Here is a 17,391-nt window from a genome sequence, read left to right on the forward strand (position 1 = left end):
CGGTGCAACAAAACGTGGCTTTCTTCATGAAATGTGTTTGTCGCACGGTGGTGGCGCGGATGGTTTTGCCAGGTGGCTCGCCATAATTTCTGCTCGCCGGGTGCCAGGGAGGGGCATTGGGCGCGACGTTGTTTGCCTTCCGCGAAAGCCTCAAGACATGCCCCACAAGAAAATTGGCTTGCCCGCTGCAAGCGCCCTGACTGCACTGGTTGCGCTGGCTTGGCCACTGCACGCCCAGGCCGCCGTGCCGCCTGGTGCCGCAGCCGAAATCATCAGCCTGCAAGGCGCGGGCGACCAGCGCGCAGCCAGCACGACGGCGTGGCAACCTGCGCGCCCGGCGCAAGCCCTCGCCACCGGGGACTTTGTGCGCACGCGGGAGGCCGCCAAGATGGCCCTTCTGTTTGCCGACGACACGCAGTTGCGCCTGCACCAGAACACCGTGCTGCAAGTCAAAGGCGTGGCCACACCGGCCCAGCCTGTCACCACCTTGCTGCTGAGCGCAGGCCGCGCCTGGACGCAGACGCGCCGCGCCGATGGCAGCCGCCTGAACCTCGAAACCCCGGCGGCCACCGCCGCGATTCGTGGCACCGACTGGCACATGAGCGTGGAGGACGACGGCCGTTCGGTGCTCACGGTGCTGTCGGGCACGGTGGACTTTTCCAACGCGCAAGGGCTGGTGTCGGTGGGTGCCAACGAGGCGGCGTTGGCCGAGGTGGGCAAGGCCCCGGTCAAGCTCGTTCTGAGCCAGCCGCGTGACCGCATCCAGTGGGTCAATGCGCTGGGCGCCGACCCCGTGCCCCACCTGGCGGCCGAGCCCCTGCCGCCAGCGCTGGCCCCTGTCCGCACCGCCCTGGCTGCGCGGGATGTTGCGGGCGCCCGCGCCGCGCTGGCACAGGCGCGCAGCAGTGTTTCACCCGCCTGGGTCGCGGCGTTGGAATCGGCCATCGCGCTGCAGGCGGGAGACCTGCGTTCGGCGCGCGAGCAACTGGCCGCCCAGATGAACACCACGGCGTCTGCAGGCGCCACCACCCCGCTGCTGCCGCAGCCGCCGCTGGCGGTGTGGCTCATGCAGTCAGACCTGCAGCTCATGGATGGCGAGGGCGCGGCAGCCGTCAGCACCCTGCGCGGCGCGCTCACCCGCTGGCCTGCGCACCCAGCTGTCCTGGCTCAGCTGGCCCGCGTGCAGATGTTGACGGACCGCGTGGACGAGGCCACGGCCACGCTGGCGCAAGCCCAAGGCACCGCGCATGTCGACCTTGCGCTGGTGCGCGCAGAGCTGGCCCGGCGCCAGGGCGATGCCCCCGGCACGCTGGCGGCCTACACCCAGGCCACACAGCTGGCCGCCGACGATGCGCGCGGCTGGCAGGGCCTGGGCAGCGCGCATACCGAGCGCGAGGACACCGGCCCGGCGCGTGAGAACCTGCGGCGCGCGCTGGCGTTGTCCCCGCACGCCACCGGCGCCTACGGCGAGCTGGGCGCGCTCGAAACCTTTGTGAACCAGTTCACCGAGGCCGGCCAGGCGTTTGCCACCGCGCTGGGCGACAACCCCGCCGACTACGTGGCACTGACGGGCCAGGGGTTGCTGCACCTCAAGCAGGGCCATCCGCAGGCGGCGCTGGACGCTTTCTTGCGGGTCGGGGTGATGGAGCCCCGCTACGCACGCGCCAAAACCTGGACCGCTGTTGCCTACTACCAGTTGGGGCGTCACCAGGATGCGCTCGCAACCCTGCGCCAGGCCATCGCGCTGGACGACAAGGACCCCGTGCCCCACATGCTGCTCGCGCAGATCCACACCGATCTGTTCGAGCCCGGCGAGGCCGTGGAAGCCGCCCGCGCCGCCGTGCAGCGCATGCCGTATCTCAAGTCGCTCAACCAAGTGGCCAACGACCAGAAGGGCAGCGCCAACCTGGGCGCGTCGCTGGCGTTTTTTGGCATGGAGGACTGGGCACTGGAGCTGGCGCAGCAGAGCTTCTATCCGTATTGGGGCGGCAGCCATCTGTTTCTGGCGGATCGTTATCCGGGCGAGTTCAACAAGAACTCGGCGCTGTTCCGGGGCTTTCTCACAGACCCCATGTCCTTTGGTGCAAGCCAGCGGTACTCGTCGCTGCTGCAGCGCCCCGGCAGCCATGGCGCGGTGAGTGTCACGCTGGACCGGGAGTTGTACCGACTCGGTACGCCGTCGGTCACCCTGAACGGTATGGACAACAGCCGCGTGCCCCTGTCCTGGTTCGTCAAAGCGCAACACCTGTCCGCCAGCCAGTTTCCGATCGATGTCGGCGTGGTCAATGCCCCCGCGGTGTACGACGGATCGGGCGCTGGCAAGGTGCGGGGCCATGCGTTGACGCTGGGCATGGGGCTGCAGCCCACGGAGCGGCTCAACCTGTTCGCGTACGCCAACCAGTTCGACATGGACCTGCGCGGGAGCAACAACTTTCAGACCGAGCTGAGCAACACCCTGAGCCAGGGTGCGGTGGGTGCTTCGTACCGCTGGAGCCCGGCTGAGCAAACGTGGTTCAAGATGGGCCGCAGCGTGGAGAACACGCTGGCGCTCAGCTATCCGGCTGTGTTCGAGGCGCCCCCCTTTGTGGGCATCCTGGGAATGGCATCGCAGCCGCGCAAGCTGTTTTCTGACATCCAGCTGCGGCACAGCGTAGACCCACAACCGGGCACGCGCCTGTCGGCCACGCTGGAGCATGTGAAGGAAAAGCAGATCAGCGAAACAGTGGCGGATGGGGCGTTGCTGACCGACCTGCCGGATGGTTCCATCGGTGGCCTTCGGTACCTGTATGGGGGCGCGAACGCGATCGACCGGCGGTACACCGCGCTCACGCTGGCAGGTTCGCACCAGTGGAACCCTGCCGTCCAGATGGATGCGGCGCTGGGCTTGCAGCAGATTCGCCACCGCGTGAACGGCATCAACTATGTGGTGCTGGAGCAGCTGGATTTCGCCGACATCACGGAGGCTACGCGTGCCGATACCGAGCGCGTGGCAACGCCGCGCGTAGGGCTGGTCATCAAGCCCGCAGCAGGCACCACCCTGCGCCTGGCCTATCAAGACTGGCTGCGGCCGCCGAGCGTCTCAACCCTGGCCGACGTGGAAACGGCGGGCATCCCGGTGGAAGACCGCCTGGTCGAGGCGGGTGGACGCCACAAGCGCACAGTGGCCCAACTGGGCATGGAGCTGGGGGCCCGCACCTTCATGAGCGTGCGTGTGGACCACCTGCGTGTGCGCAACCCCGGCACGCTGGGGGTGGACTTGCGCACGCCCAGCCTGCCGTTTCTGGAAGAGATGCGCAATGCGCAACTGGTCAACCTGTCGACCACCGATGTGCTGGAAGACACGCCCAGCTACGAGGCTGGCACGCTGCAAACGCTGGCGGCGGGTGTCAACCACATGTTCACGCGCCGGTGGTCTGGCTACGCCAAATACCTGTACCAGCACAGCACCAGCCAGTACGCAGGCAGCGACGGCGATCCCGCCATCACCGGGCGCATGATTCCCTACATCCCGCGCCACACCGCCGTGCTGGGCGCCACCTGGGCCAGCACGCAGCGCGTGTACCTGAGCGGCCGCGCGGTCTACCGGTCTGAGCGTTTTGAAGACAAGGAAAACCTCACCCGTCGCCCCCCCGGCTGGAGCCTGGACCTCATGGGTTTCTGGGAATCGCAGGACAAACACTGGGTGCTGGGTGTGGCCGCATTGAATCTGTTCGGCCCCAAGTCTGATCGCCAGAAGACCCGCTATGTTCTGGACGCACGGTACCGGTTCTAAGCCGGGCCTGCTGGCGCTGCGCCAGCAGTGGATGCCCGTGGCCGCATGCGTGCTGGCGCTGCTGCTGGTGGTCGCGGCCACGTTCAGCAGGCCCTGGCATGCGCTGGAGTTCAAGACCTTCGACGTGTTGACGGCCTTGGCTGCTCCCTACCGCAGCACGCTGCCGGTGGTGATCCTTGCGATTGATGAGCCCACGTTTCAAGAACTGCAGAAGCCGTGGCCGTTTCCGCGCAGTTTGCATGCGCAACTGCTGCGGCGTCTGCACGAGGACGGCGCGGCGGCCGTGGGGCTGGATGTGGTGTTTGCCGACCCGTCCTCAGAGGCTGAGGACGCCGCCCTGGCGCAGGCCATTGCTGAGGCGGGCCCGGTGGTGCTGGCCTCGACCCGCGAGAAGATCGACAGTGGCAACGCGGTGCTGTGGACCGATGTGATGCCGCTGCAGCGGCTTCTGGATGCGGGTGCCGACGCTGGCGACGCCGGGGTGGAGCCGGACGACGATTTTGTGGTGCGCCGCGCGCCGGTGGCGCCCGAAAGTTTTGCCCTGCGGCTGGCGCAACGCGCGGCCGAAGCGCGTGCTCGGTTGCGTGGCCAGGCGCCGGTGTTGCGCCACTTCGACTGGGTCGGCTACCGGGGCCCCCGCGGCACGTTCGACACGCGCTCGTACTACCAGGCGCTGGAGCCGGGCTTGCTGCCTGCGGGCTTTTTCAAAGACAAGATCGTGCTGGTGGGACGCTCGGCGCGCACCGCCACCGAACTCAGCCGTTCGCAGGCCGATCTGTTCAATTCGCCCTTTGGTACGGCCGGTGGCGAGCGCCTGTTTCCGGGCGTGGAACTGCAGGCCACGCTGGTGGACAACTACCTCACCGGCGCGGGGCTGCGCAGCGTGTCCGACGGCTGGACGCTGGCGCTCACCGCACTGCTGCTGCCCTTGCTGCTGTGGGTCAGCCGCCGGTGGCATCCGGCGGGTGTGGCTGCGCTCATGGGCGTGTGGGTGGTGGCGATGGGGGCGCTGTCATGGGGGCTGTTTGTGCAGTTTCGGGTCTGGTGGCCGCCACTGCTGCCGATGGTGGCTGCGGTGTCGCTGTATGCCGCTACTGCGCTGGTGGCCTATGCCGCGGTGCGGCAACGCGCCCGCCAGACGCGGGCCATGTTTGCGCAGTATGTGCCGCCTGCGGTGGTGGCGCGCCTGGTGGCGCAGCCCGAGCTGATGCGCCTGGGTGGCGAGGCGCGCGAAGTCACCCTCATGTTCACCGACCTGGCCAACTTCACCACCTTGTCCGAGCAGCTCAGTGCCGAGCAAACGGTGGACGTGTTGACGGGCTACTTCAACGCCATGACGCCCATCGTGCACGCCACCGGCGGTACGGTGGACAAATTCATTGGCGACGCAGTGATGGCCTTTTGGGGCGCGCCTTTGGATGATGCGCTGCATGCCGAGCACGCGGTGGCCGCCGCCATTGCCATGCAGCAGGCCATGCAGCCGCTGGTGGCCGACCTGCAGGCGCGGGGCCTGCCGCCGATCCACATGCGCATCGGCCTGCACACGGGGCGTGTGGTGGTGGGCAACGTGGGGTCGGAGCAGCGCTTTTCGTACACCGCCATTGGCGACGCGGTGAACCTGGCCGCCCGGCTGGAGGGCGCCAACAAAGCGTTTGGCACGGGCATCCTTCTATCGGCTGCCACGGCGGCCCAGCTGCCATCGTCCATGGCGCTGCGTGCGCTGGATGACGTGGTGGTCAAAGGCAAGACCGAGCCCGTGCGCGTGTTCACCCCTTGCGAAGACGCTGCGGTGCGCGATGCCAGCCAGGCGGCACTGGACGCTTTCTGTGCGCGCGATTGGGACCGTGCCGAGTTGGGTTTGGCGCAGGTTTTGCAACGGCTGCCGGGCGATCTTGCGGCACAGCGCCTGCAAGAGCGCGTGGCCGCCGCGCGTGTGCTGCCCGCAGGCGCCGACTGGTCGCCCGCGGTGTCACTCGACAAGCTCTGACCGAGCACGTTGGGCCCACCATATCAGTGGTCCCGCGCCAGCGCCCACCACATCCGCGCGGCGGTTGCGCGCGGGCTTTGCAAGACCCGGCCACTAACAGGTTCTTACCGGCCGGTATGCCAAAGGTGCGACCATGGGGGTTCGCGGGACTGCCGCCCTTTGCCTTGCTGGCATGCGGTGGCCCCTCTCGGAACCCTTATCAAGGAGCACCTCCATGCAAGTACAAGTCAACACTGACGACCACATCCACGGCGGCGAGTCGCTGGCGCAATGGATCACGGACGAATCCAAAAGCCGCCTGGCGCGCTTTCAGGACCACATCACGCGGTTGGAGGTGTTTTTGTCCGATCTGGACGCCGGCAAATCGGGTGCCAATGACAAGCGCTGCCGCATCGAGGCCCGGGTGACGGGCCGCCAGCCCGTCACGGTGACGGCAGAGGCCGACAAGATGGCCAATGCCTTCATTGGCGCGTCAGACAAACTGGCCCGCGCCCTGGACACCGACCTGGGCCGCGTGAAGGACCGCCACGGCCGCGACACGATCCGCACAGCGGCGGCGGCAGCGGAGGAATAAATTTATAGCCGAATTGGCCTCTAGCGCTTGATGGATAAGCGCTAGCAGCTATCAAATCTATAGTTTTCTCCGAATAGAGGCCTTGCAGCTGTTGTGGCCGCAAGGCCTTTCTTTTTCAGAGATCCAAGATTTCAGAGATCCAAGACAAGTAACTTGCTTCGCGCACGCGAGCAACAGGGCATGAATTGCTCGTTGGCGGCCTTTTCTTCGTCCGTCAGGTACATGTCGCGGTGGTCCACTTCGCCCTCCAGCACGCGCGTGAGGCAGGTGCCACACACGCCCTGCTCGCACGATGTGAGGATGTCGATGCCCTCAGCGCGCAGGGCCTCCACCACCGACACATCGGGCGCAATGGCGTAGATCTTGCCGGTGCTGGCAATGCGCACGTCAAAGCCTTGGTCGCCCGAGGTGTCTTGCGCGGGCGCGCCAAAGTACTCGAGGTGAATGTGGTCTTGCGCCCAGCCCATGGCCTTGGCGGTGTTCACCACGTGGTCGATGTAGCCCGCCGGGCCACACACATACAGGCGCTTGTCCGGGCCAGGGGTTGCGAGCACGGCGGCCAGGTCCAGCTTCTGTTCGGGTGTGCCCGCGTCAAAGTGAAAGTGCACGCGCGGGGCCATGGGGGATGCAGCGATCTCGCTAGCAAACGCCGTGCGCTCGGCCGAGCGGGTGCTGTAGTGCAGTTCAAAGTCAGCCCCGGTGCGCGCCAGCCGGTCGGCCATGCACAAGAGCGGCGTCACGCCGATGCCGCCTGCCATCAGCACGCTGTGCTGTGCCGGGTGCAAGGCAAAGTGGTTGCGGGGCGTGCTGATGGTGATCACATCGCCTTCGTGCACGCTGTCGTGCATGTCGACAGAACCTCCGCGCGAGGCGGGGTCGCGCAGCACGGCGATGCGGTAGCGGTGCGATTCGTGCGAGGCGTTACACAGCGAGTATTGGCGCGTCAGACCCCCGGGTAGGTGCACGTCGATGTGCGAGCCCGCGCTAAAAGGCGGCAGCGCGGCGCCGTCCACGCGCGCCAGCTCGAAGCTGGCGATGTCTTCGGCCTCGGCCTGCTTTTTGACGACGCGGACGGTAAGGGTTTCTTGCGCAGTCATGCGGTCACCCCTTGTGGCGGTGCCGGGGCGCGTTCGGCCGCCAGGACGCGGTCGAGCACCTTGCGCGACTGCACGCCACCCGCATCGATGTTGAGCATGAGCAGCTTGCGGTCGGGGTAGCGCAGCAGGTTTTGTTGCTGCATCTCCAGCATGTCCTGGTCTTCGGCAAAAATTTTGCCCTGACCTTCGCGGATCTGTGCGGTCAGCGACGGGTCTTGCGGTTTGAAGTGGCGCGCCATGCCCCAGAAGTAGTGGATGGAGGTGTCGGTCTCGGGCGTGATGAAGTCCACCACGATGCTCGATGCCTTCTTGTCGGCTGGCGCGTCGTAGCCGCCATGGCCCGCCAGCGCCACGCCCACCTCGATCAGCACGTGGCTGGGCGGGGTGAAGTGACAGATCTGCCAGCGGTCCACCAGCTGGTCGTCGGGCAGGCCATTCATGCGCAGCGCCATTTGCCAGAACGGCGGGGCCTCAATGCCTTCCATGAAGCGGCTGGTGATCACCTCGTCGCCTTCTACGCGGGTCTTGCAGGGCACCTCGTCGATCTCCTTTTGGCCAATGCTGGTGGAGTGCACGTAGGTCTCGTGCGTCAGGTCCATCAGGTTGTCGATCATCAGGCGGTAATCGCAGGCAATGTGGTACAGCCCGCCGCCATAGGCCCACTCGGGGTTCTCGGCCCAGGGCAGGTGGTGGATGGTGGCGGGGTCGGCCTGTGCGGCATCGCCCGGCCACACCCAGATGAAGCCGTAGCGCTCCACCACCGGAAAGTTGCGCGTTTTGGGAAACCCCTGCACCCGCTGGCCGGGCATGGACGCCGCCTTGCCCGTGCACTCCACGCGCAGGCCGTGGTACCCGCATTGCAGGTGGCCTTCACACACCGTGCCCAGCGACAGCGGGGCGCCCCGGTGGGGGCAGAAGTCGTCCAGCGCGGCGACTTGGTCAGGGGCCGGGCGGTAGAAAACCATTTTTTCGCCGCACACCATGCGCCCCAGTGGCTTGTCGGCGATCTCGTCGGGCGTGCAGGCTACGTACCAGGCGTTCTTGGGATACATGGTGTTGTCTCTCTCCGTGGGGTGGATGGTCGTTGCAGGCTCACTGGCGTGGCGGCCCGCAATCGTGTGCTGGCGCCATTGTGCAAAATGCACCGATCAATGTATACAGGGAATTCAAATAAACCAGCTATCGCACCACGGCATAGCACGTAAGTTGCTGTTTTATATCTGTTTTCAGATGGGCGATCTGGTGCTGCCTTGGTTTCATGTATACATTCTGCCCATGCTCACTGAACCCACCCTGGCTGACTCCACCCCCGGCGATGCATCGGAAGCGGGCGCTTCACAGTCCGTCAAGGCGCAGTTGCGCCTGCGCGAAATGATCCTGGCGGGCGAGCTGGCGGGCGGTGCCCGCATTGCCGAGCTGACCATCGTCGAGAAGCTGGGGGTGTCGCGCACACCGATTCGCGCAGCGCTCATGCGGCTGGAGCAAGAGGGGCTGCTGCAACGCCTGACGGGAGGCGGTTATGCCGTGCGTACGTTTTCAGAGGCCGATGTGGCCGACGCGATTGCACTGCGCGGCACGCTGGAGGGGCTGGCAGCCCGACTGGCAGCAGAGCGGGGCGTGGACGCCGCTGTGCTGGCCGAAGCGCGTGTCTGCCTTGCGGCGATTGACGCCACACTGGCGCCGCCTGCGCTGGATGACGAGGGCTTTTCGCGGTACGTGGAGCTGAACGCGCGGTTTCATGTGCTTCTGGGCCGCATGGTGGGCAGCGAGGTGGTCGCACGCGAGCTGGAGCGCGTCAAGGGCCTGCCGTTTGCTTCGCCGTCGGCCTTTGTGATGGTGCAGACCCTTTCCCCCCAGGCGCGCGACCTGCTGGTGGTGGCACAAGACCAGCACCGCCAGGTGCTCGATGCCATCGAACACCACGAGGGCGCGCGGGCCGAGGCCATCATGCGGGAGCATTCGCGCCTGGCGCAGCGCAACCTGCGCGCGGCACTGTCGGGCCATGCGGGCGGGCTTGTGCATGCCGACATGCCCGCGCTCACGCTCATTCGCCGCAACTGAGCAGGCCGACGGTGCCGAATCTGCAGCGTGTCTGAGGGTTTCACCGGTTTCATAACATTACGGCATAGCTGAAAGTCCGTCATAGAACTGGCATGTGGGCGCCACCCCATGCACAGTGAGGGGCCTGATGCCTACAGCCGTGCCCGCAGGCACCCCGCGAACCGCGGCACGGATCCATACAGATAAATCGGAGACAAAAAATGACCTTCCTGAAGCGACGCACCGCCATGGCGGTGATGGGGGCCGTGGCCCTGGCTACCCTGGCCACCACCGCCACGGCCCAGACCGTGACGCTGCGACTGCACCAGATGCTGCCACCGCAGGCCACCATTCCCGCCAAGGCGCTGGTGCCTTGGGCCCAGAAGGTCGAAGCCGAATCGGGCGGCAAGATCAAGGTACAACTGTTCCACGCCATGCAACTGGGCGGCGCGCCCCCACAGCTGTTCGACCAAGCCCGCGACGGCGTGGTGGACTTCACATGGACGGTGCTGGGCTATACACCCGGCCGTTTCCCCAAGACCGAAGTGTTTGAGCTGCCCTTCATGAGCGGCAGCGCCGAAGCCTCCTCGCGCGCCATTCACGAATACGTCGAGAAATTCGCGGCCGACGAGTTCAAGGACGTCAAGCTGATTGCCGTGCACACCCACGGCCCTGGTCTTTTCCACACGAAGGACCCGGTCACCGGGCTGGAAAGCCTGCGCGGCATGAAGGTGCACAGGGGTTCGCGCGTTATCAACAACATGTTGGTGAAGCTGGGCGCCACGCCGGTGGGCATGCCGGTGCCTGCCGTCACCGATGCGCTCTCCAAGGGCACGATCGATGGCACCACCATCCCATGGGAGGTGACGCCATCGCTGAAGGTGACCGAACTGGTGAAGAACCACACCACCTTCGCCGGCAAGGAAGGCCTGTACACACAAACGTTCGCGTTCTCGATGAACAAGGCCAGCTATGACAAGCTGCCGCCCGACCTCAAGGCCTTGATCGACAAGAATTCCGGTATCGAGACCGCCGCCATGTTTGGCCGCGCGATGGACGATGGGGACAAGGCGGGTCGCGCCATTGCCGAACGGGCCAAGAACAACATCGTGGCACTGGATGTGGCCGAGACCCAGCGCTGGCGCCGTACCGCGTCTACGGTGGAGACGGACTGGGTCAACGAAATGAAGGGCAAGGGTATCGACGGCGCAAAGCTGGTGTCGGAAGCGCGCGCCCTGATCGCGAAGCACACGCGATAACGCTTGACGATGGCGGCGTGCTTCGGGCGCTGTCCCTGCCGATCCTTCCCCCGGCTTTCGGAGGGGCGGATCGGTTCCTTTTTTTACGGGTGACGTTTTGAAGTTCTTGTCTTTTCTGGCCCAGGTCTGCGCCATTTTGGCGGGGGTGTTGCTCACGGTGGTGACGGTCGTGACATGCATCAGCATCGTGGGGCGCAACACCACCGGTTGGACGCTTCTTGGCGACTACGAGCTGACCGCAGTAGCAGCCGGTGCAGCCATTGCACTGTTCATGCCCTGGGCACAGCTGCGGCGCGAGAACATCATTGTGGATTTTTTTACTTCCCGTGCGCCCAAACGCTTGAACGCCGTGTTTGACCGTTTCGGCGCGCTGATGCTGGCGCTGGTGATGTTCTTGCTGGCGTGGCGCACCGCCATTGGCTGCATGAGCGCATACAGCGCCAAGACCACCACCATGATGCTGGGTTTCCCCGAATGGATCGTGTACACCGCCATGGTGCCGCCGCTGGCGCTGACCGGTGTGATCGCACTGGTGCAGAGCACGCTGGGTTTCGGTGAGCCGCAGGAGCAGACGCCATGAGCCCGCTTGCCCTCGCGGGTCTGATCTTCGCCACCATGCTGGGCCTCATGGTGGTGCGCGTGCCCATCGCGATTGCCATGTTCGTGGCAGGCTGTTTTGGTTACATCTACCAGGTGGGTCTGCCGCCCTTTTTCAACAACCTCAACGGTCTTGCCTTCGCGCGGTTTGCCAGCTACGACCTTTCGGTCATTCCGCTGTTCATCCTGATGGGCAACTTTGCCACGCAGGGCGGCATATCGAAGGCGCTTTTTCAGTTCGCCAGTGTGGTCATGGCCCGATTCAAGGGGGGGCTGGCCATGGCCGCCGTGATGGCCAGCGCCGCCTTTGGCGCCATTTGCGGCTCGTCCATTGCTACAGCGGCCACCATTACGTCGGTGGCGCTGCCCGAGATGAAGCGCCACGGCTACTCGGGCCGACTGGCCACCGGCACGCTGGCCGCGGGAGGCACGCTGGGCATCCTTATTCCGCCATCGGTACCGCTGGTGATCTACGCGATCCTGACTGAGCAGAACATCGCCAAGCTCTTCGCTGCGGCCACCATCCCGGGCATCCTTGCCATGTTGGGCTACATGATCGCGATCGCGATTTATGTGCGGGTGAGCCCCGGCCATGCGCCCGATCACGACCACGATGCCGATCTGCCCAAGATGTCGCTGGAGGCGCTGCTGGGCGTCCTGCCCATCGCGGTGGTGTTCCTTGTGGTGTTCGGGGGTATCTACGGTGGCCTTTTCACCCCCACGGAGGGCGCGGGCGTCGGCGTTGCAAGCACCTTCGTGGCTGCACTGCTCAAGCGGGAACTCACGCTGGCCAAAATCAAGCAATGTTTTCTGTCCACGGCCTCAGCCAGCGCCATGATCTTCATGATCTTCATCGGGGCAGACATGATGAATTCGTCGCTGGCCCTGACGCAGGTGCCTGCCCAGCTCGCCGCCGTGATTCAGAGCTGGAACGTCGCTCCGGTGTTGGTGGTGAGCGGCATCTTGCTGTTCTACGTGGTGCTGGGTGCGGTGATGGACGAGCTTTCGATGATCCTGCTGACGATCCCGATCTTCTTCCCCGTGGTCATGGGCCTTGATTTCGGCATGCCGTCCGAGTCGGTGGCGATCTGGTTCGGGATCATGGTGCTCATGACGGTGGGCTTTGGCCTCCTGGCGCCGCCTGTGGGCCTCAATGTGTATGTGGTCAATGGCATGGCCAAAGGCGTCCCCATCTCCGAGAGTTACAAGGGAGTCATGCCATTCCTGGCCAGCGATGTGGTGCGCACGGTGCTGCTGTTGGCCTTCCCGTCGATTTCGCTCTGGTTGGTGCAGTTTGTGGGGAGATGAGCCCGATCAACCGCCGCCTTGTTCTTGCCGTGCTGGGCGTGGGCACGATGCCCGCGGCAATCGCGCAGGGGTTCCCGGCCCGCAGCCTGCGCATCGTCGTGCCGTTTGCCGCGGGTGGCGTGGGTGACCTGACGGCCCGCGCCGTAGCCACAGGCCTGGCCGAGCGTCTGGGCCAGCCGGTGGTCATCGACAACCGCCCGGGTGCGGGTGGTGTGGTGGCCGCAGATACCGTGGCGCGCGCCGAGCCAGACGGGCACACGCTGTTCCTCATGTCCAACGGCACGGCGGTCACGGCGAGTCTTTTCAAAACGCTGCCTTACGACACCCTGGCCGACTTCACACCCGTCAGCACGCTGGGCTATTTCGACATCGCCGTGCTAGTGCCTGCCGATTCGCCCCACCGCACGCTGGCCCAGTTTCTGGCGCATGCGCGTGCCCACCCCGGCCAGCTCAATATCGGCAGCATCAACATGGGCAGCACGCAGCACCTCGCGGCGGAGCTGTTCAAAAGCAGTGCGGGCATCGACGCACAGGTGGTGCCGTTCAACGGCACGCCCGCGCTCATCACGGCGCTGCGGGCCCGCCAGGTCGATGCGGGTGTCGAAATTTTGGGCCCTGCATTGCCCCAGGTGCGCGCCGGGGCGTTGCGGGTGCTTGCGGTGACAGGCGAGCGGCGCTCCGCGGTGTTGCCCGATGTGCCCACGGCGGTGGAATCGGGTGTTCAAGGGTTTGTGGCATCGTCGTGGAACGCGCTGGCCGTGCCCGCACGCACGCCGCGCGCGGTGGTCGACAGGCTGCAGCGCGAGCTGGTGGCCGTGCTGGCCACACCTGCCGTGCAGCGGCAACTGCGGGCACTCAACGTGGAGCCGCGCGCATCAACACCCCAGCAGGCGGCAGCGCTGCTCAAGGCCGACATCGACCGCTGGCGCGCCGTGATCGAGCGCGCGGGCATTCCGAGGCAGTGACTGGGCGGGCGTTGGGGCTCTACAGTCGCCAGGTGGTGCAGCAAAGACTTCAGTACAACGCCTGCAATGTGGCGCGGATCAACTCTGCCATGGCTTGCTGCGTGAGCGTGGCGGGGCGCTGCGAACTCACCGCCAGAAACAGCTTGCTGCGCAACCGGGTGCTGCCGTCATCGTCGCCGCTGCTAACGCCTTGCAAAGGCCGTGTGCTGAACACCTCGGGCTTGCCCGACGTGGTGACCGCATTCATGGGCAGCACCGCGCACCCGGCGCCATCGGCCACCAGGTCCAGGATGGCGGCCACACCGTCGATCTCCAGGCTGATCTGCGGGCGCTTGCCGCGGGCCGCCAGTTCGGACTCCACCAGCATGCGGATCGAGTTGGGGCGGGTCGGGATGACCAGCGGAAAACGGGGCAGATCATCCAGCGACAAGGGCTCCCGCGCCAGTGCGTCGGCCTCCGCGTCGGGCTGGCCCGCGGGGCGGCGCTGCACCAGAAACAGGTCTTCCTCCAGCAGTGCGGTGATCTCAATGCCTGGCGCCGGGGCCGTGTTGTACAGCAGCGCAATGTCGAGCAGCCCGGTGGTCAGCGACTCGCGCATGGCCACCGACAAGCCCTCGCTGATGGCCAACGCCGCGTCGGGCAGCTTGACGCGGAAGGCGCGGGTCAGGGGCACGGTCAGCACCTTGGCAATGCTGGGCGGCAGGCCAATGGCCACCCGGCCAGCCAAGCCACCGCGCACCCGGCCCAGCTCTTCGCGCGCGCGCTCCACCTGGTGCAGGATGCCGCGCCCATGCTCCAGCAACAGCTTGCCCGCCTCGGTGGGCGTGGCGCCCCGGCCGTTGCGCACCAGCAGGTTCTGGCGCAGCTCCACCTCCAGCAGGCGCACCTGGCGGCTCAGGGCGGGCTGGGCAATGTCCAGCACCACCGAGGCGCGGGTGAAGCTGCCCAACTCGGCCACCCGCACAAAGTATTCGATCTGCTTGAGGTCCATGGACAAGGTTCTCTGCTATTTGCAATAGCTGTAGGTCAACGATCACGGAATGATATATCTGGTAGTGCCAGTGCCGTCTTCTTGTTTGGCCCGACGCTGCCCACAATCAGCCGCATGGAATCCAACGTACGCAATGACGGGGCCACGCAGAGCCCCGCTGGAGACACAACATGACACCGCCAGAAATTCGCGGCATCTCATCGATGGCCACGCGCCAGGTGCTGGCCGACTTGGTGGCCGGTTTTGCGCAGCAATCGGGCACGCAGGCCGCCATCGAATCGGCGGGCGGTGTGGACGCCGCCAAGCGCGTGGCGGCCGGTGAGGCTTTCGACGTGGTCATCCTCGCATCCGACGCCATCGACAAGCTGCTGGCCGCAGGCCATTTGCTGCCCGGCAGCAAGGTGGACTGGGTGCATTCCGGCGTGGCCGTGGCCGTGCCCGCAGGCGCGCCGCTGCCCGATATCACCAGCGAAGACGCCGTGCGCGAGGCTGTGTTGGCCGCCCGCAGTATCAGTTACTCCACCGGGCCCAGCGGCGTGGCCTTGGCCCAACTGTTTGAGCGCTGGGGCATCGCGGGCGAGATTGCCAGCCGCATGGTGCAGGCGCCCCCCGGTGTGCCCGTCGGCTCGCTGGTGGCCAAAGGCGAAGTGGCACTGGGCTTTCAGCAACTGAGCGAGCTGCTGCATGTGCAGGGCATCGCCGTCGTGGGCCCGCTGCCACCCGCCATTCAGATCACGACCACGTTTTCAGCGGGCATCGGTGCGCAGTCGCAACAGGTGGATGCAGCGCGTGCGTTGCTGACCTACCTGGCCTCCCCCGCCGCTGCAGCAGCCAAACGCAAGCAGGGCATGGAGCCCGCCTGACCGATCACAAGAACACCTTCCAGGAGCACCCCAACATGAGCCTCATCATCGACTGCCACGGCCACTACACCACGGCCCCCAAGGCACTGGAGAACTGGCGCAACGCGCAGATCGCCGGCATCCAGGACCCATCGGCCATGCCCAAAGTGGCAGACCTCAAGATCAGCGACGACGAGCTGCGCGAGTCCATCGAGACCAACCAGCTCAAGCTGATGAAGGAGCGAGGCAGCGACATCACGCTGTTCAGCCCGCGCGCGAGCTTCATGGCCCACCACATCGGCGACTTCAATGTGTCCAGCACCTGGGCGGCCATCTGCAACGAGCTGTGCTACCGCGTCTCCACGCTGTTCCCCGACCACTTCGTGCCCGTGGCCATGCTGCCGCAAAGCCCCGGCGTTGATCCTGCGACCTGCATCCCCGAGCTGGAAAAGTGCGTGCATGAGTACGGCGCCGTGGGCATCAACCTGAACCCCGACCCGTCGGGCGGCCACTGGACCAGCCCCCCGCTCACCGACAAACACTGGTACCCCATCTACGAAAAGATGGTGGAGTACGACCTGCCCGCCATGATCCACGTGAGCACCAGTTGCAACGCGTGTTTTCACACCACGGGCGCGCACTATCTGAACGCCGACACCACGGCCTTCATGCAGCTGATCCAGGGCGATCTGTTCAAAGACTTCCCCACGCTCAAGTTCCTGATCCCGCACGGCGGTGGTGCCGTGCCCTACCACTGGGGCCGCTTCCGCGGGCTGGCGCAGGAGATGAAAAAGCCGCTGCTGGACGACCACCTGATGAACAACGTGTTCTTCGACACCTGCGTGTACCACCAGCCCGGCATCGACCTGCTCAACACCGTGATCCCGGTGAAGAACGTGCTGTTTGCCAGCGAAATGATTGGCGCCGTGCGCGGCATCGACCCCACCACCGGCAACTACTACGACGACACCAAGCGCTACATCGAAGCGTCCAAGATTCTGAGCGCTGACGACAAGCACCAGGTCTACGAAGGCAATGTGCGCCGCGTGTTCTCGCGACTCGATTCACGCCTGAAGGCCAAGGGGCTTTGACGGCTCGTTCCTTCTGCGACGTCACCACCCCACAGACCGTTCACGCTGAGCCTGTCGAAGCGCAGCCCGAGGCTTCGACAAGCTCAGCCCGAACGGATGGGGGTGACTCGAACGCAATGCGCTGGAAGCCCTGGCACCACCCAACAACCGAAGAGAGACCACCATGTTTGAACTAGGCGTTGTCTACCGCAACATCACCCGCGCCGACCGCGCAGCCGCCGACGGCCTGGCCGCTCTGGGATCTGCCACCGTGCACGAGGCCATGGGCCGCGTGGGACTGCTCAAACCCTATATGCGCCCCATCTACAGCGGCCAGCAGGTCAGCGGCACGGCAGTCACGGTGCTGCTGCAGCCCGGCGACAACTGGATGCTGCATGTGGCGGCCGAGCAGATCCAGCCCGGCGACATCGTGGTGGCGGCGGTCACCTCCGAGTGCACCGACGGCTACTTTGGCGACCTGCTGGCCACCAGCTTCCAGTCGCGCGGTGCCCGCGCGCTCATCATCGACGCCGGGGTGCGCGACGTGAAGACGCTGCAGGAAATGAACTTCCCGGTCTGGAGCCGCGCGATCAGCAGCAAGGGCACCATCAAGGCCACGCTGGGTTCGGTCAACATCCCTGTGGTGTGCGCCGGTGCACTCGTCACGCCCGGCGACGTGATCGTGGCCGATGACGATGGCGTGGTGTGTGTGCCCGCCGCCCGCGCGGCCGAGACCCTGGCCGCCGCACAAAAGCGCGAGAGCTTTGAAGGCGAAAAGCGCGCCAAGCTGGCCAGCGGCGTGCTGGGCCTGGACATGTACAACATGCGCCCCGGCCTGGAGAAGGCGGGCCTCAGGTACATCGACTGATCCGAATTTCAAGTGTTTTTG

14 protein-coding genes are annotated in these 17,391 nt (G+C 65.7%); 11 read left to right on the forward strand and 3 right to left on the reverse strand.

All coding sequences use genetic code 11. From position 1 onward, the window contains the following. Positions 1-157: 157 nt before the first annotated feature. The 3 genes from ACK41V_RS11380 to ACK41V_RS11390 all read left to right on the forward strand — a co-directional run bounded on the left by ACK41V_RS11380 (position 158) and on the right by ACK41V_RS11390 (position 6,333). Positions 158-3,772, forward strand: a complete 3,615-nt coding sequence (locus tag ACK41V_RS11380; protein WP_409782158.1) for a TonB-dependent receptor domain-containing protein — start codon at positions 158-160, stop codon at positions 3,770-3,772. Continuing rightward, on the forward strand, positions 3,744-5,759 hold the full coding sequence (locus ACK41V_RS11385; RefSeq protein WP_409782161.1) for a CHASE2 domain-containing protein: 2,016 nt from the start codon (positions 3,744-3,746) through the stop codon (positions 5,757-5,759). Before ACK41V_RS11380 ends, ACK41V_RS11385 begins: the two co-directional genes overlap by 29 nt. A gap of 214 nt (positions 5,760-5,973) precedes the next feature. Continuing rightward, complete coding sequence (locus ACK41V_RS11390; RefSeq protein ID WP_409782164.1) at positions 5,974-6,333, forward strand: HPF/RaiA family ribosome-associated protein; 360 nt, start codon at positions 5,974-5,976, stop codon at positions 6,331-6,333. A gap of 131 nt (positions 6,334-6,464) precedes the next feature. Here the strand turns inward: ACK41V_RS11390 and ACK41V_RS11395 are convergent, their stop codons facing one another. Together ACK41V_RS11395 and ACK41V_RS11400 are read right to left on the reverse strand one after the other, a co-directional pair. Continuing rightward, positions 6,465-7,430: a PDR/VanB family oxidoreductase gene (locus ACK41V_RS11395; protein WP_409782167.1), complete on the reverse strand. Its 966-nt coding sequence runs from the start codon at positions 7,428-7,430 to the stop codon at positions 6,465-6,467. After that, on the reverse strand, positions 7,427-8,482 hold the full coding sequence (locus tag ACK41V_RS11400; protein WP_409782170.1) for a Rieske 2Fe-2S domain-containing protein: 1,056 nt from the start codon (positions 8,480-8,482) through the stop codon (positions 7,427-7,429). The genes ACK41V_RS11395 and ACK41V_RS11400 overlap by 4 nt, the downstream gene beginning before the upstream one ends. A gap of 223 nt (positions 8,483-8,705) precedes the next feature. On the opposite strand from ACK41V_RS11400, the gene ACK41V_RS11405 reads away from it, so the two are divergent. From ACK41V_RS11405 to ACK41V_RS11425, 5 genes are all read left to right on the forward strand, one after another. Beyond that, positions 8,706-9,491 carry a GntR family transcriptional regulator gene (locus tag ACK41V_RS11405; RefSeq protein WP_409782173.1) on the forward strand — a complete coding sequence of 262 codons (786 nt, stop codon included), beginning with the start codon at positions 8,706-8,708 and terminating at the stop codon, positions 9,489-9,491. A gap of 200 nt (positions 9,492-9,691) precedes the next feature. Then, complete coding sequence (locus ACK41V_RS11410) at positions 9,692-10,729, forward strand: TRAP transporter substrate-binding protein (protein WP_409782176.1); 1,038 nt, start codon at positions 9,692-9,694, stop codon at positions 10,727-10,729. A 97-nt stretch (positions 10,730-10,826) separates the two neighbouring features. Next, the gene (locus ACK41V_RS11415; protein WP_409782179.1) at positions 10,827-11,309 is read left to right on the forward strand and encodes a TRAP transporter small permease; all 483 of its coding nucleotides are present in this window, start codon (positions 10,827-10,829) and stop codon (positions 11,307-11,309) included. Further along, positions 11,306-12,634, forward strand: a complete 1,329-nt coding sequence (locus ACK41V_RS11420; protein WP_409782182.1) for a TRAP transporter large permease — start codon at positions 11,306-11,308, stop codon at positions 12,632-12,634. Before ACK41V_RS11415 ends, ACK41V_RS11420 begins: the two co-directional genes overlap by 4 nt. 47 nt (positions 12,635-12,681) lie before the next feature. Next, on the forward strand, positions 12,682-13,599 hold the full coding sequence (locus tag ACK41V_RS11425; RefSeq protein WP_409782265.1) for a Bug family tripartite tricarboxylate transporter substrate binding protein: 918 nt from the start codon (positions 12,682-12,684) through the stop codon (positions 13,597-13,599). A 49-nt stretch (positions 13,600-13,648) separates the two neighbouring features. Here ACK41V_RS11425 and ACK41V_RS11430 read toward each other — a convergent pair whose 3' ends face one another. Continuing rightward, positions 13,649-14,590, reverse strand: coding sequence for a LysR substrate-binding domain-containing protein (locus tag ACK41V_RS11430; protein WP_409782186.1), 942 nt, complete (start codon positions 14,588-14,590; stop codon positions 13,649-13,651). 170 nt (positions 14,591-14,760) lie between these two features. Here ACK41V_RS11430 and ACK41V_RS11435 point away from each other — a divergent pair, with 170 nt between their 5' ends. The 3 genes from ACK41V_RS11435 (at position 14,761) to ligK (ending at position 17,370) form a co-directional block, all read left to right on the forward strand. Beyond that, the gene (locus ACK41V_RS11435; RefSeq protein ID WP_409782189.1) at positions 14,761-15,453 is read left to right on the forward strand and encodes a substrate-binding domain-containing protein; all 693 of its coding nucleotides are present in this window, start codon (positions 14,761-14,763) and stop codon (positions 15,451-15,453) included. A gap of 35 nt (positions 15,454-15,488) precedes the next feature. Beyond that, on the forward strand, positions 15,489-16,523 hold the full coding sequence (locus ACK41V_RS11440; protein WP_409782192.1) for an amidohydrolase family protein: 1,035 nt from the start codon (positions 15,489-15,491) through the stop codon (positions 16,521-16,523). A 163-nt stretch (positions 16,524-16,686) separates the two neighbouring features. After that, entirely contained in the window at positions 16,687-17,370 is a 684-nt protein-coding gene (ligK, locus tag ACK41V_RS11445; RefSeq protein ID WP_409782195.1) for a 4-carboxy-4-hydroxy-2-oxoadipate aldolase/oxaloacetate decarboxylase, read from the forward strand. Positions 17,371-17,391: the final 21 nt, after the last annotated feature.

It is taken from the genome of Acidovorax sp. (genome assembly GCF_046291265.1).
Classification (GTDB): Bacteria; Pseudomonadota; Gammaproteobacteria; order Burkholderiales; family Burkholderiaceae_C; genus Acidovorax.